The organism is Microcoleus sp. B9-D4, assembly GCF_036705105.1.
GTDB lineage: Bacteria > Cyanobacteriota > Cyanobacteriia > Cyanobacteriales > Microcoleaceae > Microcoleus.
The window spans coordinates 42,223-68,657 of record NZ_JAUBTS010000037.1 but is presented as its reverse complement, the minus strand read 5'-3'; the positions used below and the strand labels follow the sequence as shown (position 1 = coordinate 68,657).

Sequence of the window (26,435 nt, the reverse complement as noted above, 5' to 3'; positions counted from 1 at the left end):
TCTGCTCCATCAAAAACGGGTTCATTCGACATCCGCAACCATCTTGACAAACTAGAACCCGGCACAGCTAAGAATTTTTACACTTGCCCCGTCTGTCAAGGGCGCAGGTTAGGGGTCAAACCAAAAACTGGTGCGTTTCAATGCTGGACGAACGCTTGCTCAACCGCTGACATCCGGGAAGCTATTCGACCACTGGCTGAATTTTTAGCAGAGTGTGAGGAAGAAAAGCTCAAGCAACAGGTAAGTAAACCACAGGCATCGAAACCAACAGCCAAAAAGAAGGAATACCGCCCCGTACCAGTTCCGATCGGCGCGAAACTTCTGAGATTACCCGCCCCCGGAAAACCACCTCGCACCGAACAACCCAAATACTTCCCCAAAGGCGTTCCAGACAGTGCCACACAAATCACCTACGCCTACAGCGACACTCAAAAGGTTTTGCGGTTTGATTGGCCCGATGCAAGTAAACCAAAGGGACGCGACAAAACTTGCCGCCAAATCCACATAGACCCTAGCGGCAAGGAAGTCTGGAACAAGGGCGATACTCGCTGGCCAGCATATCGGATTAATGAAGTTGTCGAATTACTAGAAGCACTACCAGACGGTGAACCCGTTCTCGTTCTGATGCTTGAAGGGGAAGACAACGTAGACCGTGCCAGAAGTATCGGTCTTGCAGGACTAACTCTGCAAGGTTCCAATTGGAGCCATCCCGAAATTCAGATAATGCTCGAAGCTCTGCAAGCGACAGGCAAAAACGTCAGTGTTGCAGTGTTGCGTGATAACGATGACGCGGGTATCAAGAAGGGTCAAGAAGTTTGGCTGGTTGCCCGTCACATCCAGTTCCCTTGTGTGGTTGTTGACCCGCGTGCCATTTACCCAGACATTCCAGATGCGGGAGACATCCGAGAAATCTTGGAAGCCATAGATAGTAAGGAATTCATCCGACTGATAGAGGAAGCAGTCAACGACACTGCAACGGAATCAATTACTTCTATTTCTCTAACTCCTCACCCGCGCACGCGAGAAGAAGTAGTATGCCAGAAGTATGACAGTAGTGAAAGTGACTACATCCCAGACACCGCACCAACTGCACTGCAAAACTTCGTACAGAAGGCAGAGGCTGCACTTTACTCGGACGGTCACTGGAAAGCTATTGGAAGTCAGCTTTATCGCTATGTCGGCAGTCACTACGAATTGCGCTCAGAATCCGAGGAAAAGCGCCGTATAGGTGGCTGGCTCAATACCTACGCGGAGAAGGTAAAGGGTGTTTGGGTCAACAACCGAGCCAGGTCTAGTAACGGAACTGAGATTCTGAAGTGGGTTATCGATCAGAACTGGGTTGACCCAAACAAAATAAATCCTGACGGCTTGAACTGCTCTAACGGGGTAGTGAAAATTAACCCTGACGGTTCTCACTCGTTTGTGCCACATGACCATAACCAGGTCTATACCTATGTTGGCTGCAAGTATGACCCCAATATTGACCCTACAGATTGCGATCGCCTTTTGGAGTGTTTGGAGCCGTCGCAGCGTGAGGTATTTTTGCGGACTGCTGCTGCTGCGTTGAACTTAAAGCTTGTCCGCTCCAAGCTGACGGGACGGGGTGTTAAAGGTTTGCTGTGCTACGGCGAGGGGTCTAACGGCAAGGATACGCTGCGGGCTGTGTTGTCCGCTGTCTTTGGGCGGGGGATGACCGGGAAGTCGCTGTCAGACTTCAAAGCCTATGACAATGGCCGCAAGTTCTCTCTAGCAGGAATTGAAGGAAGTATTTGTAATTGGGCTTCCGAGAATACTGGAAAAATAGACCTCGACACCATCCAGAGTCTTAAACAGTTTATTACAGGGGACATCCTTGATATTGAACGCAAGGGCAAGGATGGTTATGAGTACAAGCCTGCGGCTATCTTTTTAGCCAATTGCAACAAACTGCCCTCTATCACTGGAGGGACGGCCGCCATTGATGACCGCTACAGCATCCTGAGTTTCGAGAAAACTTACAAGCACAACGCTGACCCGTCTCAGGGTGAATTGGAGGCTGACCCGCGCTTTAAGGATGATGAGAACTTTATCCTTGAACGGATTGCACCGGCGATGCTCAACAAGATGTTGGAACGGTTGCCACTGCTACTGAAAGAGGGGATTGACTACAAGGCAACTCGTGAGGCGATGCGGGAAGCACAGGAGGGAAGTCGGCACTTGTGGCAGTTTGCCCGCGAGGTTGGTTTGGAGGTTCAGTCTGGCGGTCGCGTCTGGGTTAAAGATTTGTGGGAGCAATTGCAAGCTTGGTATGAGGATGCAGGGATTCTAGAGAGAGACACTAGCGGCACCAAGGAGAAGTTGATTTGGAATGAACTTCCTAGTAAGTATGACGCTCCTGTAAAAGCTATAAACCAGTTAGGGTCAAGGTTTAGCGAGATTTTCCCTAAACTCCAAGTGTGTCGCCATAACGAACGAGACGAGATGGAACGGAAAGGGCAAAGATATTTGCTTGGCGTCGGATTTGTACACACCTCACCACAATCCGCAAAAACTGCGTCACCATCGTCTCCAGTAGACACAGTAAGGAAAACTGCGTCACCAAAAAATGCTGGTGACGCAGTTGGTGACGCACAAACCGTTATTCAGTGCGATGGAGACGATGGTGACGCAATTTCCTCACCTTTTAGTCAGGTTTGCAATTTACTCTCTCAACTTACCGATGACGAGCGGCGGAAGTTAGCAGAACTGCTACCGCAACCTCAGCTATTAACTCGGAAAATTACTCCCGAAGATGCCCAGGCGATGCGAGACATAGCACTGGTGTGGTGGCACGAATACTACCCAGAGCAACTACAAACTCTCCAAACACAAATGTTTGGCTGGCAGGCACCGGGCAAAAAATACGACATAGCTACGATTGCTCAGTGGTTGGAAGGAGAAGTGGAAGCCGTTCGCGATCGAATTGCTGAACTCATCCGTCTCCAAGGAAAAATTTAGCCACTGCCTGACAACTGACGGCTCAATCCCTATCCCCCTAAATTGGGGGATTTTTGTGTCTACAACTTTTGTCTACAATATGTTGACAGTGTAGACAGCTATCAGGTAGAAAATCACCGATCGCAAATGAAGCTTTAACTTACTCAACCTTTAAGTAACCCTTGACAGTTGCTTAAAGGTTGCTTAAGCTGGTTGTAGAAGCAATTAAGCAACCAGGTAGGCAACCTATGACAATTCCAGCGGTGATGCAAGGATTAATAGAAACAGAGGACGGCAAGGTATTCGAGCTAGACTCCCCCAAGGGTGCGGCGTGGTTAGAGTCTGTCGGCTCTTTCAGATATGAACCCACAGGAGACGGTAAACCCTACACAGTCCGCAAGGAAGGTAAAAACGGTGAATACTGGTACGGTTGCAGAAAGATTGAGAAAAAGGTACGTAAAAAATACATAGGTAAAAGCTCAGAAGTCAGCGTGGATAAGCTTGATGAGATTGCAGAAGCCTTAGATATTCCCTCGGAACCACGGGTTAAACAGGTTGCAGAAGTCTCACAGGTTGCAGAACAGGTTGCAGAAAGTAGAGTAACAGCGTTAGAGTTGCAGGTAGCGACATTACTAAAAGCCGTTGAAGCGTTACAGGAGGCACTGCCGGGAAAGTCTGAGTTGGGTGATTCTCTAGAGTTGCCCAAAGTAGATAGCGAGGTTGCAGAACAGTTGCAGAATGAGTTAGGCAACCTAAAGGCAGAGAAGGAAAAAATAAAAGCTGACTACGCCAAACTTCTAGAATCCAGTACCGCAGTCACCAATAAACTCAGAGAGGAAGTGGCACAGTTACGATCGCAACTTGCGAGCGAACGCGCCGATCGGGAAGAAATCGAGGGGGAACTCTCCGACCTGAGACAAAAATCGAAAAATGATGCAGCCAGTAAAAATTTTCCCGATTTTCTAGAGCCGGCTGAATTGGTCAACCAGTTGAGAGCGCGGCGTAAAAAGTCCAAGGCAGAGCCGGCAGACATCGAGGTGCTTCTGGGGTTACTTAATCAAGCTGGCAGTTCATTGTGAGGAAGCCATGACTTACCACTGAAAGCGAGGTATTTTGCGGGGAAGGGCTGACTACGGTCAAAAAAACCGTAGTCAAACCGTAGTCAGTTGATACTCACTTGATACTCAGTTTGGTCATTCCGTAGTCAAATCGTAGTCAATTTCTAGTCACTTGGAACCCTAATTCGGCCGTATTCTAGGCAATAAAAAACCTCAAACCGTTGATTTGTCGTTGGTTTGAGGCTTTTCTAGGCGCAAGCGGGCAGCGGGAATCGAACCCGCATAATTAGCTTGGAAGGCTAAAGTTTTACCACTAAACTATGCCCGCACACAGAAACTAAACATACCACAAGTCTCTGGGGATTGCAATAGGCCTGTGCAAAATTTTTGAATACCTCCCTACCAGTGGCTGAATCGGGACTTGTGGCCCGATCGCCCCCTCACCCCGAAAATCCCCGTCTCGGCTGCTGGGTAAGGCTTTACGGGTGGAAATAATCGTAAATTTGCTGCGCTAGACGCGGGCCAATCCCAGAAACTTCTGCCAACTGTTCGGGAGTCGCTAAACGCAGATAGTCGATCGACCGAAAATGTGCTAACAATTGTTTTTGTCGGTGGTGTCCCAATCCGGGAATTTCATCAAGGCGCGATCGCTTCATTCTCTCGCTTCTGCGATCCCGGTGAAAACTCACAGCAAACCTGTGCGCCTCATCCCGCACCCGGCGCAATAATTGTACCCCAGGCTGCTCAGAATTAGTTGGCAGTGGCAAAGATTCCCCCGGCAAAAATATCTCCTCTCGCTGCTTGGCCAAACTGACAACGCGCAACTCTTCTAGCAAATTCATCTCCCGCAAAACAGCCACAACTGCTGACAGTTGACCTTTGCCGCCATCTATCATAATTAAGTCGGGTTTGTCCGAAATAGTACGAGAAACTGAGGATAAATTGCTGATTTTTTCCGAATTTCCTAAATCGCTAAATTCTTCTTCATTATTCGTTCTATCCGTTAAATCCGTTATAAAATCCGTTGCCGAACTTTCTTCTTCCTTCAATCCTCGAAATCGGCGACCGATAACTTCTGCTAAACTAGCAAAATCATCAGAATGACCCGATTTAATTTCAGGATTTTTAATTTTGTAATGGCGATAGTGTTGATTGGCGGGCAAACCGTCAATAAATACGACGCGGGAAGCTACAGCGTCAGAACCTTGAATGTGAGAAATATCGTAACCTTCAATGCGGCGAGGAACTTCTGGCAAATCGAGAATTTCTGCTAAATCTTCCATTGCTTGAGAATTGCGATCGCTCAATCTTTGCATTCTCGCCAATTCATACTCAGCATTCCGTTCCACCATCTCAATCAACTCAGCTTTAGTTTGCCGCTGCGGCGTCAAAATCGTAACTTTTCGCCCCTTACGGTTGCTCAACCAATCTGCTAATATTTCCGCTTCTGGCAATTCGTACTGCACAGAAATTTCGCTGGGAATTTCTACAGATTCGACATTTTGATAGTGTTCTTCCAACACCCGCTGCAAAATCGCTCCGGCCTCTACCCCCCCTCGTTCCCCCCCTTGCCAAGGGGGGGAGGAAAGAGAAAGTTCAGATAACTCTTCCCCCCCCGATTGTAGGGGCGGTGCCCCCGTGCCCGCCCTGAGTTGGGAGGGTATTTCCGCCATAAATCCCAACCTTCCGACCAATTGACCAGCGCGAATTTGGAACAATTGGACGCAAGCGTGCTGGGTGTCTGCCGCAAGTGCGATCGCATCTCTGGAAACAGTATCGTCGGGCAAAGACACTTTTTGACCCGCACTCAAAGACTGCAAACCCTTAATTTGATCGCGAATGCGCGCCGCCGTTTCAAAGTTTAAATCTTCGGCTGCCTCTTCCATTTGGGGCTCTAAAATATCGAGTAATTCCTGAGTTCTTCCCTGGAAAATCATCGCTACTTTTTGGATTATTTTCCGGTATTCTTCAGGCGAAGTTAACCCTTGACAAACGCCAACGCAGCGCCCGATGTCGTAGTTCAAACAAGGACGGTCTTTAAATAGCGGTTGAGGGCGCTGCCGCAGGGGGAAAATTCGCTTAATTAAATGCAGCGTACTCCGCAGCGCCCCTGTATCGACGTAGGGGCCGTAGTAGCGGTCTTTTGCACTACCGGCGCGGCGTTTGCGGGTGATAAAAATGCGCGGGTATTCCTCCGACCAGGTTATGCACAAATAAGGATATTTTTTATCATCTTTGAGGAGTACATTAAAGTAAGGTTGGTGCTGTTTTACCAGGTTTGCTTCTAAGGCTAAAGCTTCTGCTTCTGTGTCGGTGGCGATGAATTCAATTTCGCGCACTTGCTGCACCATCATCGCGATGCGGGGGCTGAGATTTTGACTTTCGCGGAAGTATGAACGGACGCGGTTTCGGAGTTTTTTTGATTTGCCGATGTAAAGGATGCGATCGCTCTCGTCTCGCATTAAATATACACCAGGAACCGCCGGAATTTCTTTGAGGCGACTTTCTAGGCGTTCCGAGTCTTTAACTAACGGCAGAGTTTTTGTGGATGGCATTGCAAGCTATCTCAGCAAAATAAAGAGTTATTGTACACTCTTTTATTTTACCTTAATTCTGTCTATTTTTACGGCTGCTACCGTCGCCAAATCCACCGATTAAACTTGAAAATTAGTTACAATATCTGAGATAAAAACTTGCGGGTGCGTTCTTCCTTTGGGTTCTGAAACAACTCTTCCGGCTTCGCTTCTTCAACTAAAACGCCGCCATCCATCAATACAATACGATCGGCAACTTCGCGCGCAAACCCAACTTCGTGAGTCACCACCACCATTGTAATTCCTGTTTGAGCCAAATTTCGCATTACATCTAAAACTTCCCGCACCATCTCCGGGTCTAATGCTGATGTCGGTTCATCAAACAGCATAATTTTAGGCTGCATGGCTAGAGAACGTGCAATAGCGACCCGCTGCTGCTGTCCTCCAGACAACTGTCCGGGATATTTTTTTGCTTGTTCCAAAATCCCCACTCTTTCTAACAGTTGCATTGCTACTTCTTCGGCTTTTTTTTTCGGCCAGCGGCGCACCCACACTGGGGCTAGCATGACGTTTTGCAAGACTGATAAGTGGGGAAACAGGTTGAATTGCTGAAACACCATTCCTACTTCGCTGCGAATTGTCTCGATGTTGCGTAAGTCGTGGGAAAGTTCGATTCCGTCGATCGTAATTTTACCTTGTTGGTATTCTTCTAATGCGTTGAATGTGCGAATAAACGTCGATTTTCCCGAACCAGAGGGCCCCATCACGACCACGACTTCACCTCGGTTTACGGTCATGCTGACGCCGCGCAGTACGTGAAATTGTCCGTACCATTTGTGGACGTTTTCTGCTACGATTACTTGTTCGGGGATTGTGGGTTTAGTTTCCATGATTTTTTTATTTTTTAACCGCAGATGTCGGCAGATGAACGCAGATGAACGCCAATGAAATTAGAGGAGTTTTTAGCGCTGGCCTACTTCTAAAGTTCGCTCTATTTTGCGGCTTGCTAGGGACATTGAGTAGCAAAATATCCAATAAATGATGCCGACGAATATGTAAACTTCGGCGTATCTGCCGATATAGGATGGATTTGCTAAAACGGCGCGGGATATTCCGATTAATTCTAACATTCCGAATAGAGACAGGAGGGATGTATCCATAAATAATCCGATGAATTGACCGCCGATCGCCGGAATGACTATTCGCAATGCTTGAGGCAGTACAATTAGAATTGTAAGCAGGGGTGTATTGAGTCCGATCGACCTAGCTGCTTCTATTTGTCCCCTGGGCACGGCCTGCAAGCCACCGCGCACGTTTTCTGCCAAGTAAGCTGCACTGAATAGAGTCAGTCCAGCAATGGCTCTAATTACTCTATCCAATTTCGGATATTCGGGCGGCAAAAAGAGTTGCAGCATCACTTGACCTAAAAACAAAATGCCAATTAAGGGTAAACCGCGAATAATTTCAATGTATAATGTTGATAACAGTCTTACAACTGGCAAAGAACTTTGTCTGCCGAGTGCTAGCAATACTCCCAAAGGAAAGGAAAGCACAATACTAATAACTGCTAAAAACAGCGTCAGCACTAAACCGCCCCAATCATTTGTTGACACTTCGGTCAAACCTAACCCGCCTTTAATTAGCCACAAAACTATTGGGAAGGAAAGAATCCAAATTGCAGGCATCCAGCCCATGATTTTTGGCGGAATTTGCCTTCCGATGGCATAGCTGGCGGCGGCTGCGATAATAATTCCTAAGAGGTAGAGGCGAGAGGTTAGGTCGATCGGCGAAATGACCGCACCCACAACCGCAGCACCGAGTATAATTAGTAAAGGCGGATTCCAAAGAGGTTCTTGCCGCTGAATGTTTCCCCAAGTTAATCCTCCCAACAAGGCAATGATTGCCGTTACTATCCACAGCCGCCAGTAAGAATCGCGGGGAAATCTGCCGGCGAAAAATAGTGGCAAGTTGGCTTCTAATACGCGCCATTGAGCTTTTGTTGTTGCCCAAACGATAATTCCTTTAATAGTTTGGAAGGCGATAATTAGGCAAACTACTGTCAGAATGCTGTTGTACCAGGTACTAAATAGGTTTTTGCGCGCCCAATTCCAAGGGGTAGGCGATTCGGTGGCTGGGGGCGGTAATATGGGGAGAGTTTCCATCTAGCGGTTTTCCATCCTATATTTTATTAACCCGCGTAGGCGGGTTTTGTTTGTGTAGACGCGATTTCCAATCGCCAAGGCTAAAAAAAATACTACTTATTTTCGCCGATTTATCCAATCTTCTCCACCTGGTAACTGACTTAAATGCTGGGCTAACACTGCGGGTAAATCTTTGGCGGAATGGATATAAGTCAAGTTCAATAACCTCACAGCAGTCTGAATAATCAGGTTTCTATCCATCATCTCTGCAAGTTGAAATTGAGTATAAACACCATTCAATACTTCCTCGGCAGCCTCTGCGATCGCATCCTCAATCACCTCCTCCTCTATAAAACTCTCCCATTCATCAGGATTGATGTAATAAGATGTTTTATTATCTTTAATATTTGCCTTCTTAATTTCTCTGATTGAATTGCGAATCGAACTTGCCCAAGAACCAGTTAATCGCTGTTCAACTTGATTTTTAATCAAGTGAATCAGCAAAACATTTAAAAAAGATTGGATTTGTCGCAAAATTGCCTGTTTGCTCATTCCATCTAACTCATCGACTATTGCCAAAGCATCCGTATACCTTCCTTCCAATATGCTATTTCTAAGAGCGATTAATTCTTGTGTCATTTGATTCACCTCAAATTTGATATTTGCTAACCAAATATGGTTATTGGGTATTAATTATTAATTACACTAGCTAAAATGCCTAAAATTTTATTAACATCTCTGAGGTAATACTCTGTTAAATCAATTTCAATTACTTGGTCTTTTAATTTTAGAAATCTCCAGTTAGTCCCGCTTGTGACAGCGCCAAAAATCGCAGAAATATCGTTTCCTTCACGTTCATTAAATATTCTAGCGCCTAGCATTTCTGCTACGCACTGTCCCAATCCGCCATTGATATTTTCCTTTTTGGCTTCTACAATGATAATTACTGGTGCGGTAAGAATTAATAATTCTGGAGAACGACTAATCAGGAAATCGCAATTTCCATTTAATCCTTTTTCGGGATCGATTGTAAAGTCTATTCCTGAAAAAAAGCTAATTTCAGAATTTAACTGTTTTCTCAGTTCGATCAAAATTGGTGCAATAATCATTTCGGAGCGAGCTTTTTCTGTATTACTGCTAATAGCTAATGGCACAGTATATAGAAGGGTTTCTTCTAAAAAATTACTACTTTCTAACTCTGGAATAGCAGAAAACATATTAACTACATCTAAAAGTTTAAGTTCAAAAGTTTTAGATACTTTTGCTAAACTAAAATCACTGTATGCCATTTTGTTCTCCTTTAATCCTACATCCAAAATCTCAAATAGTCAGCAGTTACCTCTCCTTGATTTGTACGGTTTTATTGTACCAATTCATGAACAGAGAAACTATCAAACTAATTGTTAGATATGTTACCATGATAATTAACATTGCTTCGATCGCCCGACCGGTCTGATTCAACGTCGGAGAGCCCACCACAAAATAAACGTCGGGATAAGCAACCGCAACCGCTAAACTCGAATTCTTAGCTAAATTCAGATACTGACTGGTTAAAGGCGGCACAATCACCCGCAAAGCTTGCGGCAAAATTACCATCCGCATCATTGTTCCAGACTTGAGCCCCAAAGACTTTCCCGCTTCCCACTGGCCTTTCGATACTGACTGAATTCCGGCCCGGACAATTTCTGCAATGTAACTGCCAGTATACAAGCTGAGTCCTGTCACCAATGCTGCAAATTCTGGAGTTAATTTTAATCCTCCTTCGAGTTGCAATTCTGGCGTCAAGCGCGGGAAATCTAGCCGAAAAGGCAGATTTCTGGTGATAATCAAAGCTAAGATTGCACTTAGCCCGATCGCACCTAGAGCCCAAAACAACTGTCTTCCCGGCTTAGCTTCTTCCAACATCACCCGCGCCCGCCACATCCACAGCCCAGCGGCAGCCAAAACTCCGACAGTTAGCAAAATCAACCAAATTTCAAAACCCGGCAAAGCCACTGGTGTTGGTACAGCAATGCCGCGATTTGTCAAGTAAATCGGGCCCCTCATCTGCTGATTGTCTTCGAGTTTTGGCAGGGAAATGAAAACTGCAAAATACCAGAAAAATAATTGCAGCAATAACGGCGTATTTCGCAAAATTTCCACATACAAACCAGCCAAATGCCGCAGCAGCCAATTGTCCGAAAGGCGGGCAATTCCTACAGTCAAACCCGCAACTGTTGCGAAAACAATGCCGATACCCATCACCCGCAGCGAGTTGATTAAACCGACAAAATATGCTTGTCTGTAACTGTTTTCGGGAGTGTAGGGAATCACGCTTTCGCCGATGTCAAAGGATGCTTGGGAATTGAGAAAATCAAATCCAAATGCAATCCCCAGTTGCGAGTAATTGGCACTGAGATTGTCCCAAAGAATGGCGATGACAATTATTACTAAAATTAGGGCGATCGCCTGTCCGGCTATTTTCCAGAAGCGATCGTCCCGCAGCAGTTTTGATATATCTTTAAATTTGGGCGATTTCTGCGATTTGCCCGGTTGAGGTTCTGGATTCATAACTTAAATTATATTTGATAAATCTGCTGGCAAATCCAAGCTAGATTGAGCTTTGGTGCGTGATATTGTTTCCGGTTGCATCGGAATGATTTAACCGCAGAGGGCGCAGAGAACGCAGAGGGAGAGAATACAGAGATGAATAATTCCGATGCTACCGGATTTGATATGACTTGATAGTTACTCGATTGGCGATCGGGATTTTTAAAGTCACGCACCCTACATAGCTTTGGTGCGTGACAGTTAACAGTTAACAGTCAACAGTCAACAGTCAACAGTCAACAGTCAACAGTTAACTAAAATTAACGGAATGGCGGCGAGTAAAGCAAACCGCCATCTTTCCAGAGTCTGTTTTGACCCCGTTCTAACTTGAGTGTACTTTTGGGGCCGAGGTTGCGATCGTACATTTCCCCGTAATTCCCTACTTTCTTCACAACGCGGACAGCGTAGTCGTTCGGGAGTCCGAAACCTTTACCTAAATCTCCTTCTTTTCCTAGCAAACGTTTGACGTTTGGGTCTGTAGTGCTTGCCACAATTTGGTCTACATTTCCTGAATTAATTCCCAAATCTTCAGCTTCAATCGCCGCGAAAACGATCCATCTCACCGCGTCAGACCATTTAGCATCGCCGCTTTTCACCGCTGGGGCTAATGGTTCTTTTGACATCACGATCGGCAAAACAACATTATTATCGGGATTCGGCAGAGTGGTGCGCTTAGAAACAAGTTGCGATCGATCGGCAGTAACACCTTGACAGCGACCTTCTTGATAGGTAGCAAAGGTAGAATTCACATCTTCAAACACCACAGGAGTGTATTTAACTCCTATTTTTCGCATTTGGTCAGACAAATTTTGTTCCGTGCTCGTACCTGTCTGCACGCAGATAGATTTGCCCGCAAAATCTTTTAAACTTTTGATGCCGCTGTCTTTTTTGACCATGATGCTTTGAGAGTCATAAAAGATCACCGGGGCAAATTCCAGTCCAGTAGTGCTGTCGCGACTCGCGGTGTAGGTGGTATTTCGGCTGAGAATGTCGATTTCTCCCGCCTGCAAAACTGTAAATCTATCTTTAGCATTCAGTTTTCGGTACTCGACTTTTTCGGGGTCGTCAAATATTGCTGCTGCGACAGCCCTGCACACATCCACATCCAGTCCCGAATATTTGCCTTTTTCGTCTACAAAGCTAAAACCCGGTAGTTCGCCGCTGATGCCACAAATCAGTTTGCCGCGGCTCATAATTGTATCTATCCGGCTGGAACCTTGTTGCGAGTTGCCGCCTGCTGCATTTGTTGCTGTTGTTTGTCCGGTTTGTGCCGATCGATCCCTACAAGACGCCAACGGTGCCACAAATAACACGCTTGCTAGTAGCAGAAATCCCCATTTACGCATAGATTTTAATAGAACGCTTTCCTGACAATCCTACCTTGTAGCTGTCAGAACTGTGGCGATCGGCGATCTACACAGCCTCCGGTTTCAAATTAGCCGTTCTGCATCCGGTACTGCACAGCGGCAAGTGGCCCGACTACCCGCCTGTTTTTTTTGAGCAAGCTGGGAGTCCAGAGTTAGAAACCCGGTTTCTGGCTGGAGGTGTGGTCGTCAAACCTCAGATTTATCCCTGAAACCCGGTTTCTTTTCTGCTATTTCTGCCCAGCGCGAGCGATCGTCGCCCTTCCCTGGAATATTTATCCGATTTTGATTGAATCCCCTCACAGTAGCTCTGGTGCGAGCCGCTGCTCAGCTAAATCGCGGATTAGGGACAGCCGAGACTGGATGTATTCGTCCAACAAATCTGCTTCTTTGCCATTGAGCGCAGAGTTCGTCTTTAACTGCTTCAGCAGCCACTGTACCAGGGTGGCATCGTCTAAATTGACTAACAGAGTAGCTTGGGTGGTCTCAATTAATGACCAGAGTTGGCGTAACATGACTGGAGTCATAAAACCTCGTTGAGCGTAAATACGCACTTAATGGGCGGGCATAGCGAAAAGCTGGTCTTGGTGTCTCAAGCCGATCGACGAAAAGCACCCTCAAGTCGATCGGCTTAATGATTATTTTATATTTGACCACACTAACTTAATGTAGAAGTGTCATAAGCTACAACACACAAGATGTTATAAGAGTTCCCAATTCCTTCACATTGAGATAAATATCTTGATAAAAAATTAAAAATCTTTACATGTGATCGCTCGCAGGGGCTGCCAAGAGCTGTCCGCGATCGGGTACTCCTGCCCGGTTCGCCAGAAAATTAATTAAATTAAAGGGAAAAGCCCGGATAGCCTATGTGGCAGTTCGGGTTTTTGGGTTCTTACTGGCGGAAATTTCGGCGATGGTGCCGATCCTATATCGGAAAAGTCTAATATCCTGACCTAGCTGTAGCGGTTCCTATTTTTTGGTAGCAGCCTGCAGTCGCTTCTGAGCAAGCTTCTCGTAAGACGGCAATTTGTGTTTTTTGAAAAGATTAGCTGCCTGCTGAAAGTCTGCCTTAGCTTTATCAGTGACTCCCATCCTTTCATGGGCATCACCGCGATTTAGATAGGCGATCGCATCATTGGGTGGGAGTATGCCGACTTTTAAGGTTCCGTTAAAACAGTCAATTGCAGATTCCAGTTGTCCTAGCTGTGCGTAACTCTGGCCAATTTTAAAGTTAAATTCTGCCGATTTTTGAATTAGTGGACGATGCTTCTCTCGAAAATCGTCAATCTCATCCTTGCTGTAAAGCGAACTGTCTACGTCCATTTCCTCTGCGCGACCATCTGCAATCGCTTCGTTTAACGCAGAGGCTCCCGCTTCGTTGTACTTCTGAATGGCTTCCTTGTGTTTTCCCGCTGCTGCTAATTTGTCTGCTGAGGCCTCCAGACTATCAGAACTTTCGGTGATTTTTCGCCCTTCGCTTTCGGTTAGCGCATCTGCGTAGCAAGTTTTTTCCAGACCTGGCTCAAGCTGAGTGGTTTCAGCTTCTTTGTCCGAAGTTACTGGAACTGGGAGTGGGACTGGAACGGGAACGACTAAACAGCTATGACAAGTTAGGAGTGCGATCGCGAATGCCGTTGTTTTGCCAAAAGTGGACAGGTTGATGTAGGCGGCCATGTTTTGAGGAGTGATAGGGGGTATCAATATTTTCTCAGAACACCAGACAAAGCAAAATAGCACTCGCAGCCCGCCAAGTATTTTATTTTGGGCTGGCTAAACATTTAAAACCCTATTATTTAATTTGGCTGCATTTAGGATGCCTCCAGCTTACTCAGCCGCCACCAACTTTTGAACCCCCGCCAGAATTATTTCTAATTCAGCGATGATTTTTGTAGCCCCCTCCCAATCATTAGATTCGGCCAGACTTTGAAGCTGATCTGCCAGATCGGGCATTAACCGCACCGCCGCCGTAGCGCTGACACCTTTAATTTGATGAGCGTGGCGGGCCAGTGTCTCCATATCTCCCGAGGCGATCGCCCCCTTAGCAGCTTCTAAATAACTACCAGTATCCACCACGAAAGTTTGCAGTATTTCCCGCTCAAACTCTAAATCAGCGCCCGAAATTTCGTGCAAACGTGCCATATCGACTACCGATTCGATATCTGGCTCAGAATTTTGAAGTTCCTCGCCATTAAACTTGGGAGTTTCAATTTTTAGCTTGGCCGACCAATTTTCTAGTACCGATTTTAACTTTTCGATCGCAATAGGTTTGCTAATATAATCGTCCATGCCCGCCGCCAGACACTTTTCCCGATCGCCCTTCAAAGCATTCGCCGTCATCGCAATCACCACCGTCTTTTGATGCGGCTGCATCTTCCCAGCAGCATCTGCCGCTTCCCGGCGGCGCAATTCCAGCGTTGCTTCGTAACCGTCCAAAACCGGCATCTGACAGTCCATCAAAACAATGTCATACTTTTTCAGAGCAACCATAGATAGCGCCTCTGCGCCGTTATTCGCGACATCGGCAGTGCATCCCAAAACTCTGAGTTGATTGAGACCAACTTTTTGATTGATTGGAGTATCTTCAACTAACAAAATCTTTAAACTTGCTAACTCCCGGTTGTCAATAGCTGAGGCTCGATTCGACGTTGAATTTGCCAGCGGCTCATCCATCAGCGTCATCGGGGCGATCGCATTCGCCAAGCAATCAAATAGTCGGTGAGCTTTAACAGGTTTAGTTAAATACCCGCTAAAACCGCTATTTACCAAGCGTTTAGCCTCGGCAAGCTGATTCATTGAAGTCAGCACCACCCAATGCGTCTGCTGCATTGCCGGCTCAGAAATCCTCAAGCGTTCGAGACTTCCCGCCACCATTTCCGGCAACTGAATATCAACCAAAACGATATCGTAAGGGGTATTAAGGCTGACAGCTTTGTACAGAGATGCGATCGTCATCCAACCGTTCTCAACCTCCTCAACCTCCATTCCCCACAAAACAGCCATTCTCACTAGCACTTTCCGCACTGTCGGCTTGTCGCTGGCAACTAACATTTTTCGCCCCGCCAGCACCGTTTCAAAATTAACTTCGCACGCTGTCCCGACAGCAGTTAAATTTTCCGTAACTGTCGGCACAGTAAACCAAAAAGTCGAGCCTTTGCCAGGGGTACTTTCCACACCGATTTTGCCACCCATTAACTCCACCAACTCCTTAGAAATAGCCAGCCCCAAACCTGTGCCACCGTATTTTCTTGTCGTAGAGGCATCAACTTGAGTAAAAGATTGAAACAGCTTTTTTTTGTCTTCGGGAGCAATCCCAATTCCTGTATCTGTCACTTTAAACAGCAGGAGCATCGAGTCATTGTTTTCTATTTTTACCGGCTCGATATTCTCTAAAATTCTCTGATTATCGCTGGCTGCCAATAACTCAGAATTACTAGCATTAGCAACCTCAATTACCACTTCTCCTGCTTCTGTAAACTTAATAGCATTGTTGATCAAATTAGTGAGTATTTGCCGCAACCGCGCTGCATCACCTTTAATTTGCAGCGGCACGTCGCTGTCAATCAGGGCCACCACTTCTATACCTTTTGCTTGTGCGGGAGTCGCCAACAAATCCAGCACTTCATTCACACAGATACTGAGGTTAAATTCGATTGTTTCTAAGCGCATTTCTCCTGCTTCCAGTTTGGAGAGATCCAAAATATCGTTAATGATGGAGAGTAAATTTTGGCCGCTGAGTTTCAGCGTCTGTACAAAGTCAAGCTGTTCTGGAGTAAGATTCGTTTTCAGCAGCAAATCAGTCATCCCCATCACTCCATTCATCGGAGTACGGATTTCGTGACTCATATTTGCTAAAAATAGCGACTTCATTCGAGACGCTTCTAGGGCTGCTTCTCGTGCCTGCTGCGCTTGTTCAAAAAGAGTAGATTGCTGAATGGCGATCGCCAACTGCACGCTCAACCTTCCCAGCAAATCCATCTCAGAATCAGTCCAAACACGCGGAGCGCTACACTGATGGGCAATCAGCAATCCCCACAACCGATTGTGACTCGTTTCCAAACTCCTTCCCGGCAGTTCACTTCGAGTTTCCGGCGAATATTCTGCTGCCAAACCCTGACTTTCATCGCCTATAAAAATTGGTACAACTACATTAGCCCTTACCTGCAAACTAGCAAGTAAATCTCGGTGTTCCTCGCTCAAATTTGCAGTATAAATATCTGCCATTGCTTGAATTGTTTCTGCACTGTACAGCCATACATAACTTTCCCCAAAGGATGTTCTTTGAACTTTTCTTCCCAGCAGGGGCATCCAATCATCCCCTACAGATTCCACAACCACAATCGCTGTTTCCTCGGAATCAAAACGATAAATTACCGTGCGGTCAGTTGCCAGCAACTGCCGCACTTCTTGTACAGCAGTGCTCAGAGTTTGAGTGAGGTTGAGAGACTGCCGGACTCGCTGGGCGATCGCCGAAACCAGCCGTTCCCGTTCTGCTTGTTCCCGCAGCATTCTCTCAGCTTGCTTGCGTTCGGTGACATCGCGAATTACCGCAGCAAAGCACAGCGGTTCGGTGGTTTGAGGGTGCTTGACCAGAAAAGCATTCATCACAACATCAATGGGCTGTCCGGTGGCCAAGTGCTGCATTTGACCTTCGCCTTGCCACTGGCCCTGACTGATAATTGTTGGTAAAATCTCTTGACTGAATTTCTGTTGAAAATAGGGCCCAATATAATCCCAAATCTCCGTATAAAGCACTGCCGAAAGATTCTCTACACCCACCAGTTTTCGTCCGGCTTCGTTGACAAACAGCGTTTTGCCTTTCAGAGTAGCCATACTGATAAAATCGCTGCTGTTTTCAATCAGCGACACAAATTTTTGCCGTTCTTCTTCTCCTTTTTTGCGTTCGGTAATGTCGCGCTTGACGCAGACATGACAAATTACATCGTCGGCGTTGTTAATCACAGAGTATGCCGCAACGTCGATCGCCAGCGTGTGGCCTTTTTTAGTGGAGTTAATAATTTCGCCCCGAAAACTTCCTGTTTTTGCTAAACTTTGGGCAATTGCCAAAAAGCGATCCCCCGCAACCAGCGGCGAAGCTTCTGCTTCTAATTCCGCGTCTGTGTATCCTAGAAGCGTTTGGTGAGCAAGATTTTGTTCGACGAAAAACCCGTCAGCATCGATAATGACGATCGCATCATTGGAGTTTAAAAATATTTCTCGGTAAAGTTTTAGTTTTTCCTCAGCTCGCTTGCGTTCAGTGATGTCTCTTTTGACACTTACGTAACAAACTACATCCCCAGCATCATTTAAAACCGCAAAAGCCGAAACCTCCACCTCAACTATTCCTTCTTGCACAGCCTTAATACAGGTCATTTCGCCTCGGTAACTCCCTGTTTCTGCCAAGGTTTGCAGCACAGACGTAAATGCCTGTTCTCCCATGTGAGTTGCAGGCGTTTTTCCCCACAATTTAGACGAACTGTAGCCCAGCAAAGCCGTATGAGCTTGATTTGTTTCTAAGTAATAGCCTTGGGGGTCTAAAATCGCGATCGCATCGTTGGATTTCAAAAAGATTTGTTGATAAAGTTGTAGCTTCAGTTCAGCTTGTTTCCGGGCGCTAATATCCGTGAATAAGCCGTAGTAAACTATCTCCCCCGATGCTTGAAATTCTGGCTGGGAAGCTCCTTGCACCCATTTAAGTTTTCCTGACGGAGTGACAATTCTTCCTTCCCACCGCCAAGGCTGCAAATTTTCAGCAGAAAGCGTCACCGAGTTAAGAAAATCATCTCGATCTTCAGGATGAACCATGTCAACAATTACATTAAAATCCTGCTGAGCAGCCTCTGGTTCTATTTCATACAATTCTCGGCAGCCCGCGCTCACAAACGAGAAGGCCATCGAGCCATCTGGATGTAAGTCAATTTGATATACCGTACCCGGTACGCTAGCAGTAATTTTTTGCAGTTTGGCTTGGCTTTGATTCCTGGCTTCCTCTGTGGCCTGCAATTGACCAATCTCTCTAGAAAAACCCAAAACCCCAAATATATTACCATCTGCATCGCACAGTGGCACTTTTTGCGTGTCAAAGATGTGCTGTTTGCCACCTTCAAAGACGATCGCCTGGTAGGGATTGCGAACCCTCTCCCCGGCCAGCACAGCGCGATCGTCCTCGCGGATGCCCCTAATTTTGCCGTTGCGATCGCCAAATACTAATTCGGCACAAAACCCTAATTCAATGTCATCTTTGCCGATAATTTCCTCAACATTTTTGCCCACATATTCAGCAAAACTTTGATTTACAAAAATGTATCTAAAATTTCTATCTTTCGCAAAAACTCTGTCCGGGGCCTCGTCCATTACAGCCCGCAACAATAGTTCTTGACTTGCCGAATCCAGAGCAAAATTATTTTTAATTTTATCCTTGACAAGGGTCGTTTGACGTGCTAATATCATTAACTGTTTTGCACAAATTTGAGCTACTGTGTGGAGCAAACAAAGCTGTTCCAAATTAAAAGCATTTGCCTGCTCTGCACCAATGAAAAATACTCCCAACAATTCTTCACTTTCATCCAGGTTGGCTGGTGCCATCAATACCGACTGAAACTGAGCAATTGGTGGCGGAGTGATGTTGTCCGCCCAGTCCCGATTGCCGGCGAGCCATTCAGCGCGAGCAACCTGCAAGCGCTCTTCAATTTCGGCTGTGGTGCTAGCACTTAACGGCTGTAAGTGTTCCAGGTATATTTGATCGTCAGGTAGCGTCAAAATTGCGATCGCCTCTGTGGGAATGAGGCGATCGAGATATGCCCGACACGCAGACCAAATTTCATCAGCACTGAGACTGGCTTGAACTTTTGCAGTAAGTTCGTTGAGAACTTGCAGTTCCAAGGTACGCTGGCGGACTTTTGCTTTGAGGCTGGCGGCTAGGATTTGCATAGTGCTCACCACACTGGTTTGCTTATATTATAATTATTGATTTTCAAATTTTTGTAAACAATCATCTTAAAATACATCCGGCGAAAAGACAACGGTTTTATATTTATATTACCTTCAATCGCTAAAAAACAATGACGCGATCGGGAGCAAAGAGAGACTGCTCAATGCAAGCTCTCGCTCCCGCTGCTACTTAACATCACACCTAAAGATAGATGCGAGATCCAGACTTCCGTGGGTTAAACCCAAAAAAATTAGACCAAAGTTCAAACCCTCAAATTCATCTGTAGAGTCAATCAAAAATCGAAAATCGAAAATCAATGGACGGTAAAACTACCCCATTAAAATCACATTATCGATCACATGGATGACGCCGTTATCAGCTTCGATATCCGCAGCGACAACTGTAGCATTTTTCACCTCAAAACCGTCAGAACAATCAATTTTAATCGGCGAACCTTCCAAGGAAGTAACAAAACCGAGTTTTGCCAAATCAGCTTTCATAAACTTGCCGGAGACGACATGAAACATCAAAATCCTAGTCAGTTGGGGAACGTTCTGCACTAGGGTTGTGATAGTTCCCGGCGGCAATTTCGCAAAAGCATCGTCATTGGGTGCAAAGACAGTAAAAGGGCCTGGACTTTTGAGCGCATCTACTAAATTAGCTACTTGCACCGCCGTTACCAGGGTTTGAAACGAACCCGCACCTACGGCAATATCAACAATATCAGGCATTGTGTTTTACCTCATCTGGGAAAAAAGTTCTATTAAGTATCCTAAACTGAGGCGGGCAACAATACCTACTGTCTTTTTTGAAAAATTGGTAATTCTTTTGTAATGAGGACTTCAATCCTCAGATTTTTGATGAGGACTTCAGTCCTCATTACCAACTTAATAATATAGGACTTACATATGGGGGCCCACAAACCCGGTTTTTTACGAAAATACTTCGTTAAAACCCACAGATTAGGTAAAAAACCCTTTTTCGAGGAGTCGGAGTGCGTAAGTCCTGTAATAGTTATTTTACCAGATATAATATTACTAACCGCTTGGCTTTTTAACCGCGCGGTGCTTTTAGATTGCTACAAGACTGCTGGCGATTGTGATACCAAAACCTCTGTTTCTAAATCTGCTACTTCAGCATTTAGGTTTTCTCCCTTGTGAATGCTAAAGCTGCCGTACAAAATTGAAATTTCAAAAATATCCGTATGAATCAAAGCTGCTTTCCGGTGCGCGTTTTCACCCAAATGAATGCCAATCAAGTCAGCTTCGGAATCTTTTACATCTTCAGGATGGAACACCTCCCAACTGATGTCTCGGCAGTCGTGAAATACTATACTATAAGGCAATCGATCGCCTGTCGGATCGTAAATACATTCAAATAAAATTTCATTCCCCCACAAAGACACATTGACATTTGCGATCAGGGATGTAAGTCCACCTAAATTAAGCAAGTTGTAGTCATCGGGCATATTAATTACTCACTTTTTCTCCAGTATTGTGCGTCCCAGGAATCTTATTGCCAAATTCATCGCGTGTTTTGACCAAGCTGCCATCTTTGTCAAGACGCAAACCTTTGTTTATTTTTCGGCCATCTGAACTGTATCTGGGAGCTGGGGTGCGTACAACTTCACCATCAGGACGGATATTGACTCGCGAACGATCGGCAAATTCGTATTCAAGATAACCCCCTTCAGTAGTTCTGATTTCGGCACCCAATCCGCGCAAAAAATCATCGACTTCTTGGCGAGTCATCCCGGTTAAGTCTCCAAACTCAGATGCAATTCCATTGCCTCCAACTCCCTGACTCGGCACAGAACTCTCCTCGTCAACCATTGCCTTTTCGAGTTTAGCACATTACCTTTTGCAAGTAGCTACGCAATACGCTTGTGATACCAAAACCTCTGTTTCTCAACTCATTCCCAAGTCTTTTATCTAAAATCTCACAGCTCAAATCGAAATTCCTAAACGACTGCTTGCGCTTGTGATACCAAAACCTCTGTCTCTAAATCTTCAGCATTTAGGTTTTCTCCCTTGTGAATGCTAAAACTGCCGTACAAAATAGAAATTTCAAAAATATCCGTATGAATCAAAGCTGCTTTCCGGTGCGCGTTTTCACCCAACTGAAAACCAATCAAATCAGCTAATGGTTCTTTTACTTCCTCTTCATCATGCACCTCCCACATAATTTCTCGGCAGTCTTGAAAAACTAAAGAGTAAGGCAATTGATCGCCTGTAGGATCGTAGATACATTCCAGTAATACTTCATTCCCCCACAAAGACACATTGACATTTTTCACGAGGGATGTAAGTCCACCTAAATTAAGCAAGTTGTAGTCATCAGGCATATTAATTACTCACTTTTTCTCCAGTAATGTGCGTATCAGGAATCTGATTGCCAAATTCATCGCGTGTTTGGAGTACGCTACCATCTTTGTCAAGACGCAAACCCCAGTTTATTCTTCTACCATCTGAGCCATATCGCGGTGCTGGCAGGCGAACAACTTCACTATTAGTGCGGATGATGACTTTTGACCTGTCAGAAAATTTGTATTCAACATAATTTCCTGAAGAATTTTTTACCTTAGCACCCAGTCCGCGCAAAAAATCATCGACTTGTTGGCGAGTCATCCCGGTTAAGTCTCCAAACTCAGATGCAATTCCATTTCCTCCCACTCCCTGACTCGGCACGCAAGTCTCCTCATCAACCATTGCTTATTGGAGTTTAGCACAGTTGAAGAATCGGAACAAGGAAGTTCGGCAACGGATTCGCTTTCTGAGGATGTAACGGATGGATGGAAGAACGAAGAAGGAAAAAAGAAGAATCATTCCTCAAACTCGCAATTGCCAATTACCAATGCCCAATGCTTTTCGGCCCCATTACCAATTACCAATGCCCAATTCCCAAAACAAATAGGGCGCGCACCGCACGCCCTATCTATCAGCAATTAACCAACAATTATTTATTAGCCGATTTGAACTTTAACCACGCGGTTCTTTTCTGCTTCCGCTTTGGGCAAATTCAGGTTTAAAACTCCATTTTTGTACTCAGCTTCTACGCTGTCATTTTGAACCCGTGCGGGTAGGGGAATCACCCGGCGGAACGAACCGTAGCGGAACTCAGAGCGAGTCATGCCTTTATCTTCACTCTTAGTTTCCTGACGGCGTTCGCCACTGATAGCAACAGCTTCTGCGGTTACTTGTACGTCCAAATCCTTAGCTTCCATGCCCGGAATTTCTAACTTAAGGTGGATGGCTTCGGGAGTTTCTTCGAGTTCGGCGGGGGGTAGAAAAGCAGAACCGTTAGATGCGCGATCGGTTGCCGGTGTCAAGCTATCAAACAACCGATTCATTTCTCGTTGCAAGGAGTCCATTTCCCGCAAAGGTTCCCAACGAATAAGTGCCATAACTAATACCTCGACTATCTGAAGTTTTTAGGGGTTGAGAAACACTTGACTCAACCTGTATTTAATATATTCCAGCTTCCGAAATAGGGGGATTCGGTTTTCCGCAAAAAGGCCGATCGCATTTCCGAACATTCGCGATCGGTATTGTAAAATCATCAAAAGGGGCGGGTATCCGATCCAACCCGAACCCAGCAATTTTAGATTTTAGATTCGATCCAGGAATTCCCATCTAAAATCTAAAATCGAAGCTTCGATTAACTCCACCGCGAATGCTGATAAGAAGCGTAGGTATCAAACAAAGCACCCACCAAACTAAAAGTTAGACCGATCACGAAAAAACCCTGGAGGGGACAGCCGCTGCCGAAAGTAGCTAAGAACTGCAAAATCAGGTCTTCTCCAGAACGACCAACTCCTTGGAGAGCAGGGACGAAGCCAATCAGCGAAAAGCTCGTCAATCCCGCGCCGATTAACAATAAGGGGGCGACAAAGCTCAACAGGCCCGTCAGGAGTACAGAGCGAAGAAAATTGGGAAAAATGCTCATAAGAGTAAGTAAATTCAGCTAAACTGCCGAAAGGTACAAGCAAACAAAACTTGTCCTTTTCTACGATAGGCAGCGATCGCCCTCAGTGGCCGGTTCTGTCAGAAATCTTAAATGTTATAGAAAAAACTTGTTTAAGATTTGTAGATAGATTTCATTTTTGGCAGTTGTTCTACACTCGAAATCCTCTTGAGCACCACTACATCTTCGAGCCTCAGTTTGTGGAGTCAGCGGTTGCTGGCAGCAGCTTTATTGGGCGGCCAAGTCATGCTGCACTTGCTGAAGGGCAAAATTCACCGCCGCAACACCATCGACCAAATGGCAGCAGTCGGCCCGGAATCTCTGCTGATTGCTTTGCTGACTGCGGGTTTTGTCGGCATGGTATTTACTATTCAGGTAGCGAGGGAGTTTATTAACCTCGGTGCCGGCAATGTCGTAGGTGGCGTTTTGGCTTTGTCTTTGACTCGCGAGCTCGGCCCCGTCTTAACAGCGGTAATCGTGACGGGACGGGTAGGTTCGGCTTTTGCGGCGGAAATCGGCACGATGCAGGTAACAGAACAGATAGATGCCCTGCTGATGCTCAAAACAGACCCGATCGACTATTTAGTAATTCCCCGCGTCATTGCTTGCTGCTTGATGCTGCCAATTTTAACCATCATGTGTCTCGTCACCGGCATCCTCGGTGGACTGCTGATTGCTACGACAATGTACGGCATCTCTCAAAGCGTGTTTTTAGAATCAGTCCGCAATTTCCTGAGTCTGTGGGATATTTGCAGCGCGGCAATTAAGGCTTTTGTGTTCGGTGGTTTGATTGCTGTAATCGGCACTAGCTGGGGTTTGACCACCACCGGCGGGGCAAAAGGCGTCGGTCAATCGACTACCACAGCGGTGGTGACGGCTTTGCTGGCTATTTTTATTTTTAACTTTTTGATGACTTGGCTGATGTTTCAGGGGACGGGCTCTAGCGTACTCAAAGGCTTGTAAGCTAAGAAACGGATAAAATATGAATAATTGGCAACATTAGTTTACTACCCTTGATTTAAAACCGTGACTACAACTGCCTCTTCGACTGCGCCGACAAGTACGATCGAACTCGCCCCGAGTTATGCGATTCCCCTAGTCCTGGTACTGGCGGCCCTACCGCTGCTGTTCGTGCAGAAGTGGGCGAGTTTGCCACTTGCGCTGTTCGGCTTGTTTCTGATGTACCAAGCAGCCACCATCCGGCTGCAATTTACCCCAACAGATTTGGACATTTATCGATCGTCCAACTTAATCCGGCGCTTTCCTTACCGAGAATGGCAAAATTGGCGGATATTTTGGCCTGCGGTGCCGATTTTGTTCTATTTCAAAGAAATTAACAGCATTCACTTTCTGCCGGTTCTGTTCGATCGTAAAATGCTACAGACCTGCTTAGAACAGCGCTGTCCCCGTCAAGACTAAAAAAGTTGTTAATTTTAAATTTTTAACTTTTCCGTGCCCCACGCCGAACAAAATTTCCCATGAATTCAGACGAATCTCCAACCCAAGAACCGCAACCACAACCAGCCGCCCCAAGCGGTGACGGCGAAGTCGATTTACCCGTGAATGAGACGGAGTACCAAGTTCTATCTCAAACACAAGATTTGTGGATCGACGAAAATGAACTGCCCGCCCAACTCCCGGCAGAAACAGACCCGCCGCTGGACGAGGAAGATGCCGAAATTGCCCAATTCGTGGACGAAGCAGGCGCAATCGCCCAAATTGCGCCCAACACCGACGATTCCGAATCAGAAAGTCCGATCGCTCAAATCGATCCTCCCACAGACTCCCAGCCAACAGCAACCGCAGAAACGGTAACGCACATCCCAGAAAATGTTACCGAACAGTTGGCCCTGAGAGTCAAAGAATTGCAGCAGCAAGAACAAGCTTTGACTGAAAAAATTGCCGCATTGGAAGCCGACAAAGCCAATGCTATAGAAGCGTTGGGCCAGGCTCAAACATCGATCGGGCGTTTAGTACAAGACGGCTTGATTCAACTAGATCAGCGCAAACAAGCGCTACAAATCGAAGTAGAAAAACTAGAACGTCGGCGCGATCGAATTCAGAAGGAAATGCGAACCACTTTTGCCGGCGTTTCCCAAGATTTAGCAATTCGAGTCCAAGGTTTCAAAGACTATCTAGTAGGCAGTTTGCAGGATTTGGCCGCTACCGCCGAACTCTTAGATTTGACACCGCCGGTGCAAGAGACACCACAGCGAACTGCTGCTGAGGAGTCTCAATCCTCAGCACCGGTAAATCCCAAATTTGCCGAACAGGGATTTCAAGAACAAGCCAAACAAATTCGCCGCACCCTCGATCAATATCGCACTGTCCCCGACTACTACGGCCCGCCTTGGCAACTCCGCCGCACTTTTGAACCCATCCACGCGGAACGAGTTTCTAACTGGTTTTTCACCCAAGGAGGAAGGGGTGCTTTGCGGACTATGGGTTCGCGCTTGCAAAATATCTTGATTACTTCGACAATTATTTCTGTACTCAGAAGCGTCTACGGTGGACGGGTGCGGACTTTGGTGCTCGCGAACAGTCCCGAACGTTTGGGAGAGTGGCGCCGGGGTTTGCAGGACTGTTTGGGCATTACTCGCAGCGATTTTGGCCCGGAAAGGGGGATTATTATGTTTGAGTCTGCGGAGGCTTTGGCTCAAAAAGCCGATCGACTGGTGAAAGATGGCAAATTGCCCCTAATTGTCATTGATGAAACTGAGGATTTAATTAGTTTGTCAATCCTGCAATTTCCGTTATGGTTGGCCTTTGCTGCAGATCCGCAAACTTTGACGACTGCTAAGGATTTTTGATTGGTAATTGGTAATTGGTAATTGCTAATTAGTAATTGGTAATTGCTAATTGCTAATTATGCTAGGGAAAGGTTGCAAATTTTAAAAGTA

Annotated in this window: 23 protein-coding genes and 1 tRNA gene; 6 read left to right on the top strand and 18 right to left on the bottom strand. The window is 46.0% G+C overall.

Annotation, left to right across the window (positions count from 1 at the left end):
- Nucleotides 1-2,976, top strand: a 2,976-nt coding sequence (locus tag QUB24_RS21005) for a DUF5906 domain-containing protein (RefSeq protein ID WP_445300424.1), incomplete at its 5' end; no start/stop codon positions are given.
- Between the two features lie 227 nt (nt 2,977-3,203).
- The gene (locus QUB24_RS21000) at nt 3,204-4,034 is read left to right on the top strand and encodes a hypothetical protein (RefSeq protein ID WP_333155155.1); all 831 of its coding nucleotides are present in this window, start codon (nt 3,204-3,206) and stop codon (nt 4,032-4,034) included.
- Between the two features lie 236 nt (nt 4,035-4,270).
- Here the strand turns inward: QUB24_RS21000 and QUB24_RS20995 are convergent.
- The 16 genes from QUB24_RS20995 to QUB24_RS20920 all read right to left on the bottom strand — a co-directional run bounded on the left by QUB24_RS20995 (nt 4,271) and on the right by QUB24_RS20920 (nt 22,280).
- A tRNA-Gly gene (locus tag QUB24_RS20995) sits at nt 4,271-4,341 on the bottom strand.
- A gap of 151 nt (nt 4,342-4,492) precedes the next feature.
- The gene (gene uvrC, locus QUB24_RS20990) at nt 4,493-6,568 is read right to left on the bottom strand and encodes an excinuclease ABC subunit UvrC (protein ID WP_333155153.1); all 2,076 of its coding nucleotides are present in this window, start codon (nt 6,566-6,568) and stop codon (nt 4,493-4,495) included.
- Nucleotides 6,569-6,684: 116 nt separating this feature from the next.
- A complete protein-coding gene (locus QUB24_RS20985) occupies nt 6,685-7,437 on the bottom strand; it encodes an amino acid ABC transporter ATP-binding protein (RefSeq protein WP_333155152.1) in 753 nt (250 codons plus the stop codon).
- A 72-nt stretch (nt 7,438-7,509) separates the two neighbouring features.
- Complete coding sequence (locus QUB24_RS20980) at nt 7,510-8,709, bottom strand: amino acid ABC transporter permease (RefSeq protein WP_333155150.1); 1,200 nt, start codon at nt 8,707-8,709, stop codon at nt 7,510-7,512.
- A gap of 96 nt (nt 8,710-8,805) precedes the next feature.
- Complete coding sequence (locus QUB24_RS20975) at nt 8,806-9,327, bottom strand: DUF29 family protein (RefSeq protein ID WP_333155149.1); 522 nt, start codon at nt 9,325-9,327, stop codon at nt 8,806-8,808.
- Between the two features lie 50 nt (nt 9,328-9,377).
- Nucleotides 9,378-9,977 carry a hypothetical protein gene (locus QUB24_RS20970; RefSeq protein WP_333155148.1) on the bottom strand — a complete coding sequence of 200 codons (600 nt, stop codon included), beginning with the start codon at nt 9,975-9,977 and terminating at the stop codon, nt 9,378-9,380.
- Between the two features lie 46 nt (nt 9,978-10,023).
- Nucleotides 10,024-11,238 carry an ABC transporter permease subunit gene (locus tag QUB24_RS20965; RefSeq protein ID WP_333155147.1) on the bottom strand — a complete coding sequence of 405 codons (1,215 nt, stop codon included), beginning with the start codon at nt 11,236-11,238 and terminating at the stop codon, nt 10,024-10,026.
- Nucleotides 11,239-11,537: 299 nt separating this feature from the next.
- Complete coding sequence (locus QUB24_RS20960; RefSeq protein WP_333155146.1) at nt 11,538-12,623, bottom strand: amino acid ABC transporter substrate-binding protein; 1,086 nt, start codon at nt 12,621-12,623, stop codon at nt 11,538-11,540.
- A 317-nt stretch (nt 12,624-12,940) separates the two neighbouring features.
- Nucleotides 12,941-13,168, bottom strand: a complete 228-nt coding sequence (locus tag QUB24_RS20955; protein ID WP_015178453.1) for a hypothetical protein — start codon at nt 13,166-13,168, stop codon at nt 12,941-12,943.
- 445 nt (nt 13,169-13,613) lie between these two features.
- Entirely contained in the window at nt 13,614-14,345 is a 732-nt protein-coding gene (locus QUB24_RS20950) for a tetratricopeptide repeat protein (RefSeq protein WP_333155145.1), read from the bottom strand.
- A 123-nt stretch (nt 14,346-14,468) separates the two neighbouring features.
- Nucleotides 14,469-19,571, bottom strand: coding sequence for a PAS domain S-box protein (locus tag QUB24_RS20945; RefSeq protein WP_333155143.1), 5,103 nt, complete (start codon nt 19,569-19,571; stop codon nt 14,469-14,471).
- A 330-nt stretch (nt 19,572-19,901) separates the two neighbouring features.
- On the bottom strand, nt 19,902-20,303 hold the full coding sequence (locus QUB24_RS20940; RefSeq protein ID WP_015178455.1) for a fasciclin domain-containing protein: 402 nt from the start codon (nt 20,301-20,303) through the stop codon (nt 19,902-19,904).
- A gap of 347 nt (nt 20,304-20,650) precedes the next feature.
- The gene (locus QUB24_RS20935) at nt 20,651-21,040 is read right to left on the bottom strand and encodes a hypothetical protein (protein WP_333155142.1); all 390 of its coding nucleotides are present in this window, start codon (nt 21,038-21,040) and stop codon (nt 20,651-20,653) included.
- Nucleotide 21,041: 1 nt separating this feature from the next.
- Nucleotides 21,042-21,404: a hypothetical protein gene (locus QUB24_RS20930; RefSeq protein WP_333155141.1), complete on the bottom strand. Its 363-nt coding sequence runs from the start codon at nt 21,402-21,404 to the stop codon at nt 21,042-21,044.
- Between the two features lie 128 nt (nt 21,405-21,532).
- A complete protein-coding gene (locus QUB24_RS20925) occupies nt 21,533-21,916 on the bottom strand; it encodes a hypothetical protein (protein ID WP_333155140.1) in 384 nt (127 codons plus the stop codon).
- A 1-nt stretch (nt 21,917) separates the two neighbouring features.
- Nucleotides 21,918-22,280: a hypothetical protein gene (locus QUB24_RS20920; RefSeq protein WP_333155139.1), complete on the bottom strand. Its 363-nt coding sequence runs from the start codon at nt 22,278-22,280 to the stop codon at nt 21,918-21,920.
- 6 nt (nt 22,281-22,286) lie between these two features.
- Between QUB24_RS20920 and QUB24_RS20915 the strand changes: the two genes are divergently transcribed.
- Nucleotides 22,287-22,520 (top strand): hypothetical protein, encoded by a 234-nt coding sequence (locus QUB24_RS20915; RefSeq protein ID WP_333155138.1) that lies wholly within the window; start codon nt 22,287-22,289, stop codon nt 22,518-22,520.
- A gap of 14 nt (nt 22,521-22,534) precedes the next feature.
- Here QUB24_RS20915 and QUB24_RS20910 read toward each other — a convergent pair whose 3' ends face one another.
- Complete coding sequence (locus tag QUB24_RS20910; protein WP_333155137.1) at nt 22,535-22,975, bottom strand: Hsp20/alpha crystallin family protein; 441 nt, start codon at nt 22,973-22,975, stop codon at nt 22,535-22,537.
- A 254-nt stretch (nt 22,976-23,229) separates the two neighbouring features.
- The gene (locus tag QUB24_RS20905) at nt 23,230-23,517 is read right to left on the bottom strand and encodes a hypothetical protein (RefSeq protein ID WP_333155135.1); all 288 of its coding nucleotides are present in this window, start codon (nt 23,515-23,517) and stop codon (nt 23,230-23,232) included.
- Between the two features lie 186 nt (nt 23,518-23,703).
- Here QUB24_RS20905 and QUB24_RS20900 point away from each other — a divergent pair, with 186 nt between their 5' ends.
- From QUB24_RS20900 to QUB24_RS20890, 3 genes are all read left to right on the top strand, one after another.
- Nucleotides 23,704-24,498 carry an MlaE family lipid ABC transporter permease subunit gene (locus QUB24_RS20900; RefSeq protein WP_333155134.1) on the top strand — a complete coding sequence of 265 codons (795 nt, stop codon included), beginning with the start codon at nt 23,704-23,706 and terminating at the stop codon, nt 24,496-24,498.
- Nucleotides 24,499-24,561: 63 nt separating this feature from the next.
- Nucleotides 24,562-24,954, top strand: coding sequence for a DUF3119 family protein (locus QUB24_RS20895; protein WP_333155133.1), 393 nt, complete (start codon nt 24,562-24,564; stop codon nt 24,952-24,954).
- A gap of 59 nt (nt 24,955-25,013) precedes the next feature.
- Complete coding sequence (locus QUB24_RS20890) at nt 25,014-26,345, top strand: DUF3086 domain-containing protein (protein WP_333155132.1); 1,332 nt, start codon at nt 25,014-25,016, stop codon at nt 26,343-26,345.
- Nucleotides 26,346-26,435 lie beyond the last annotated feature (90 nt).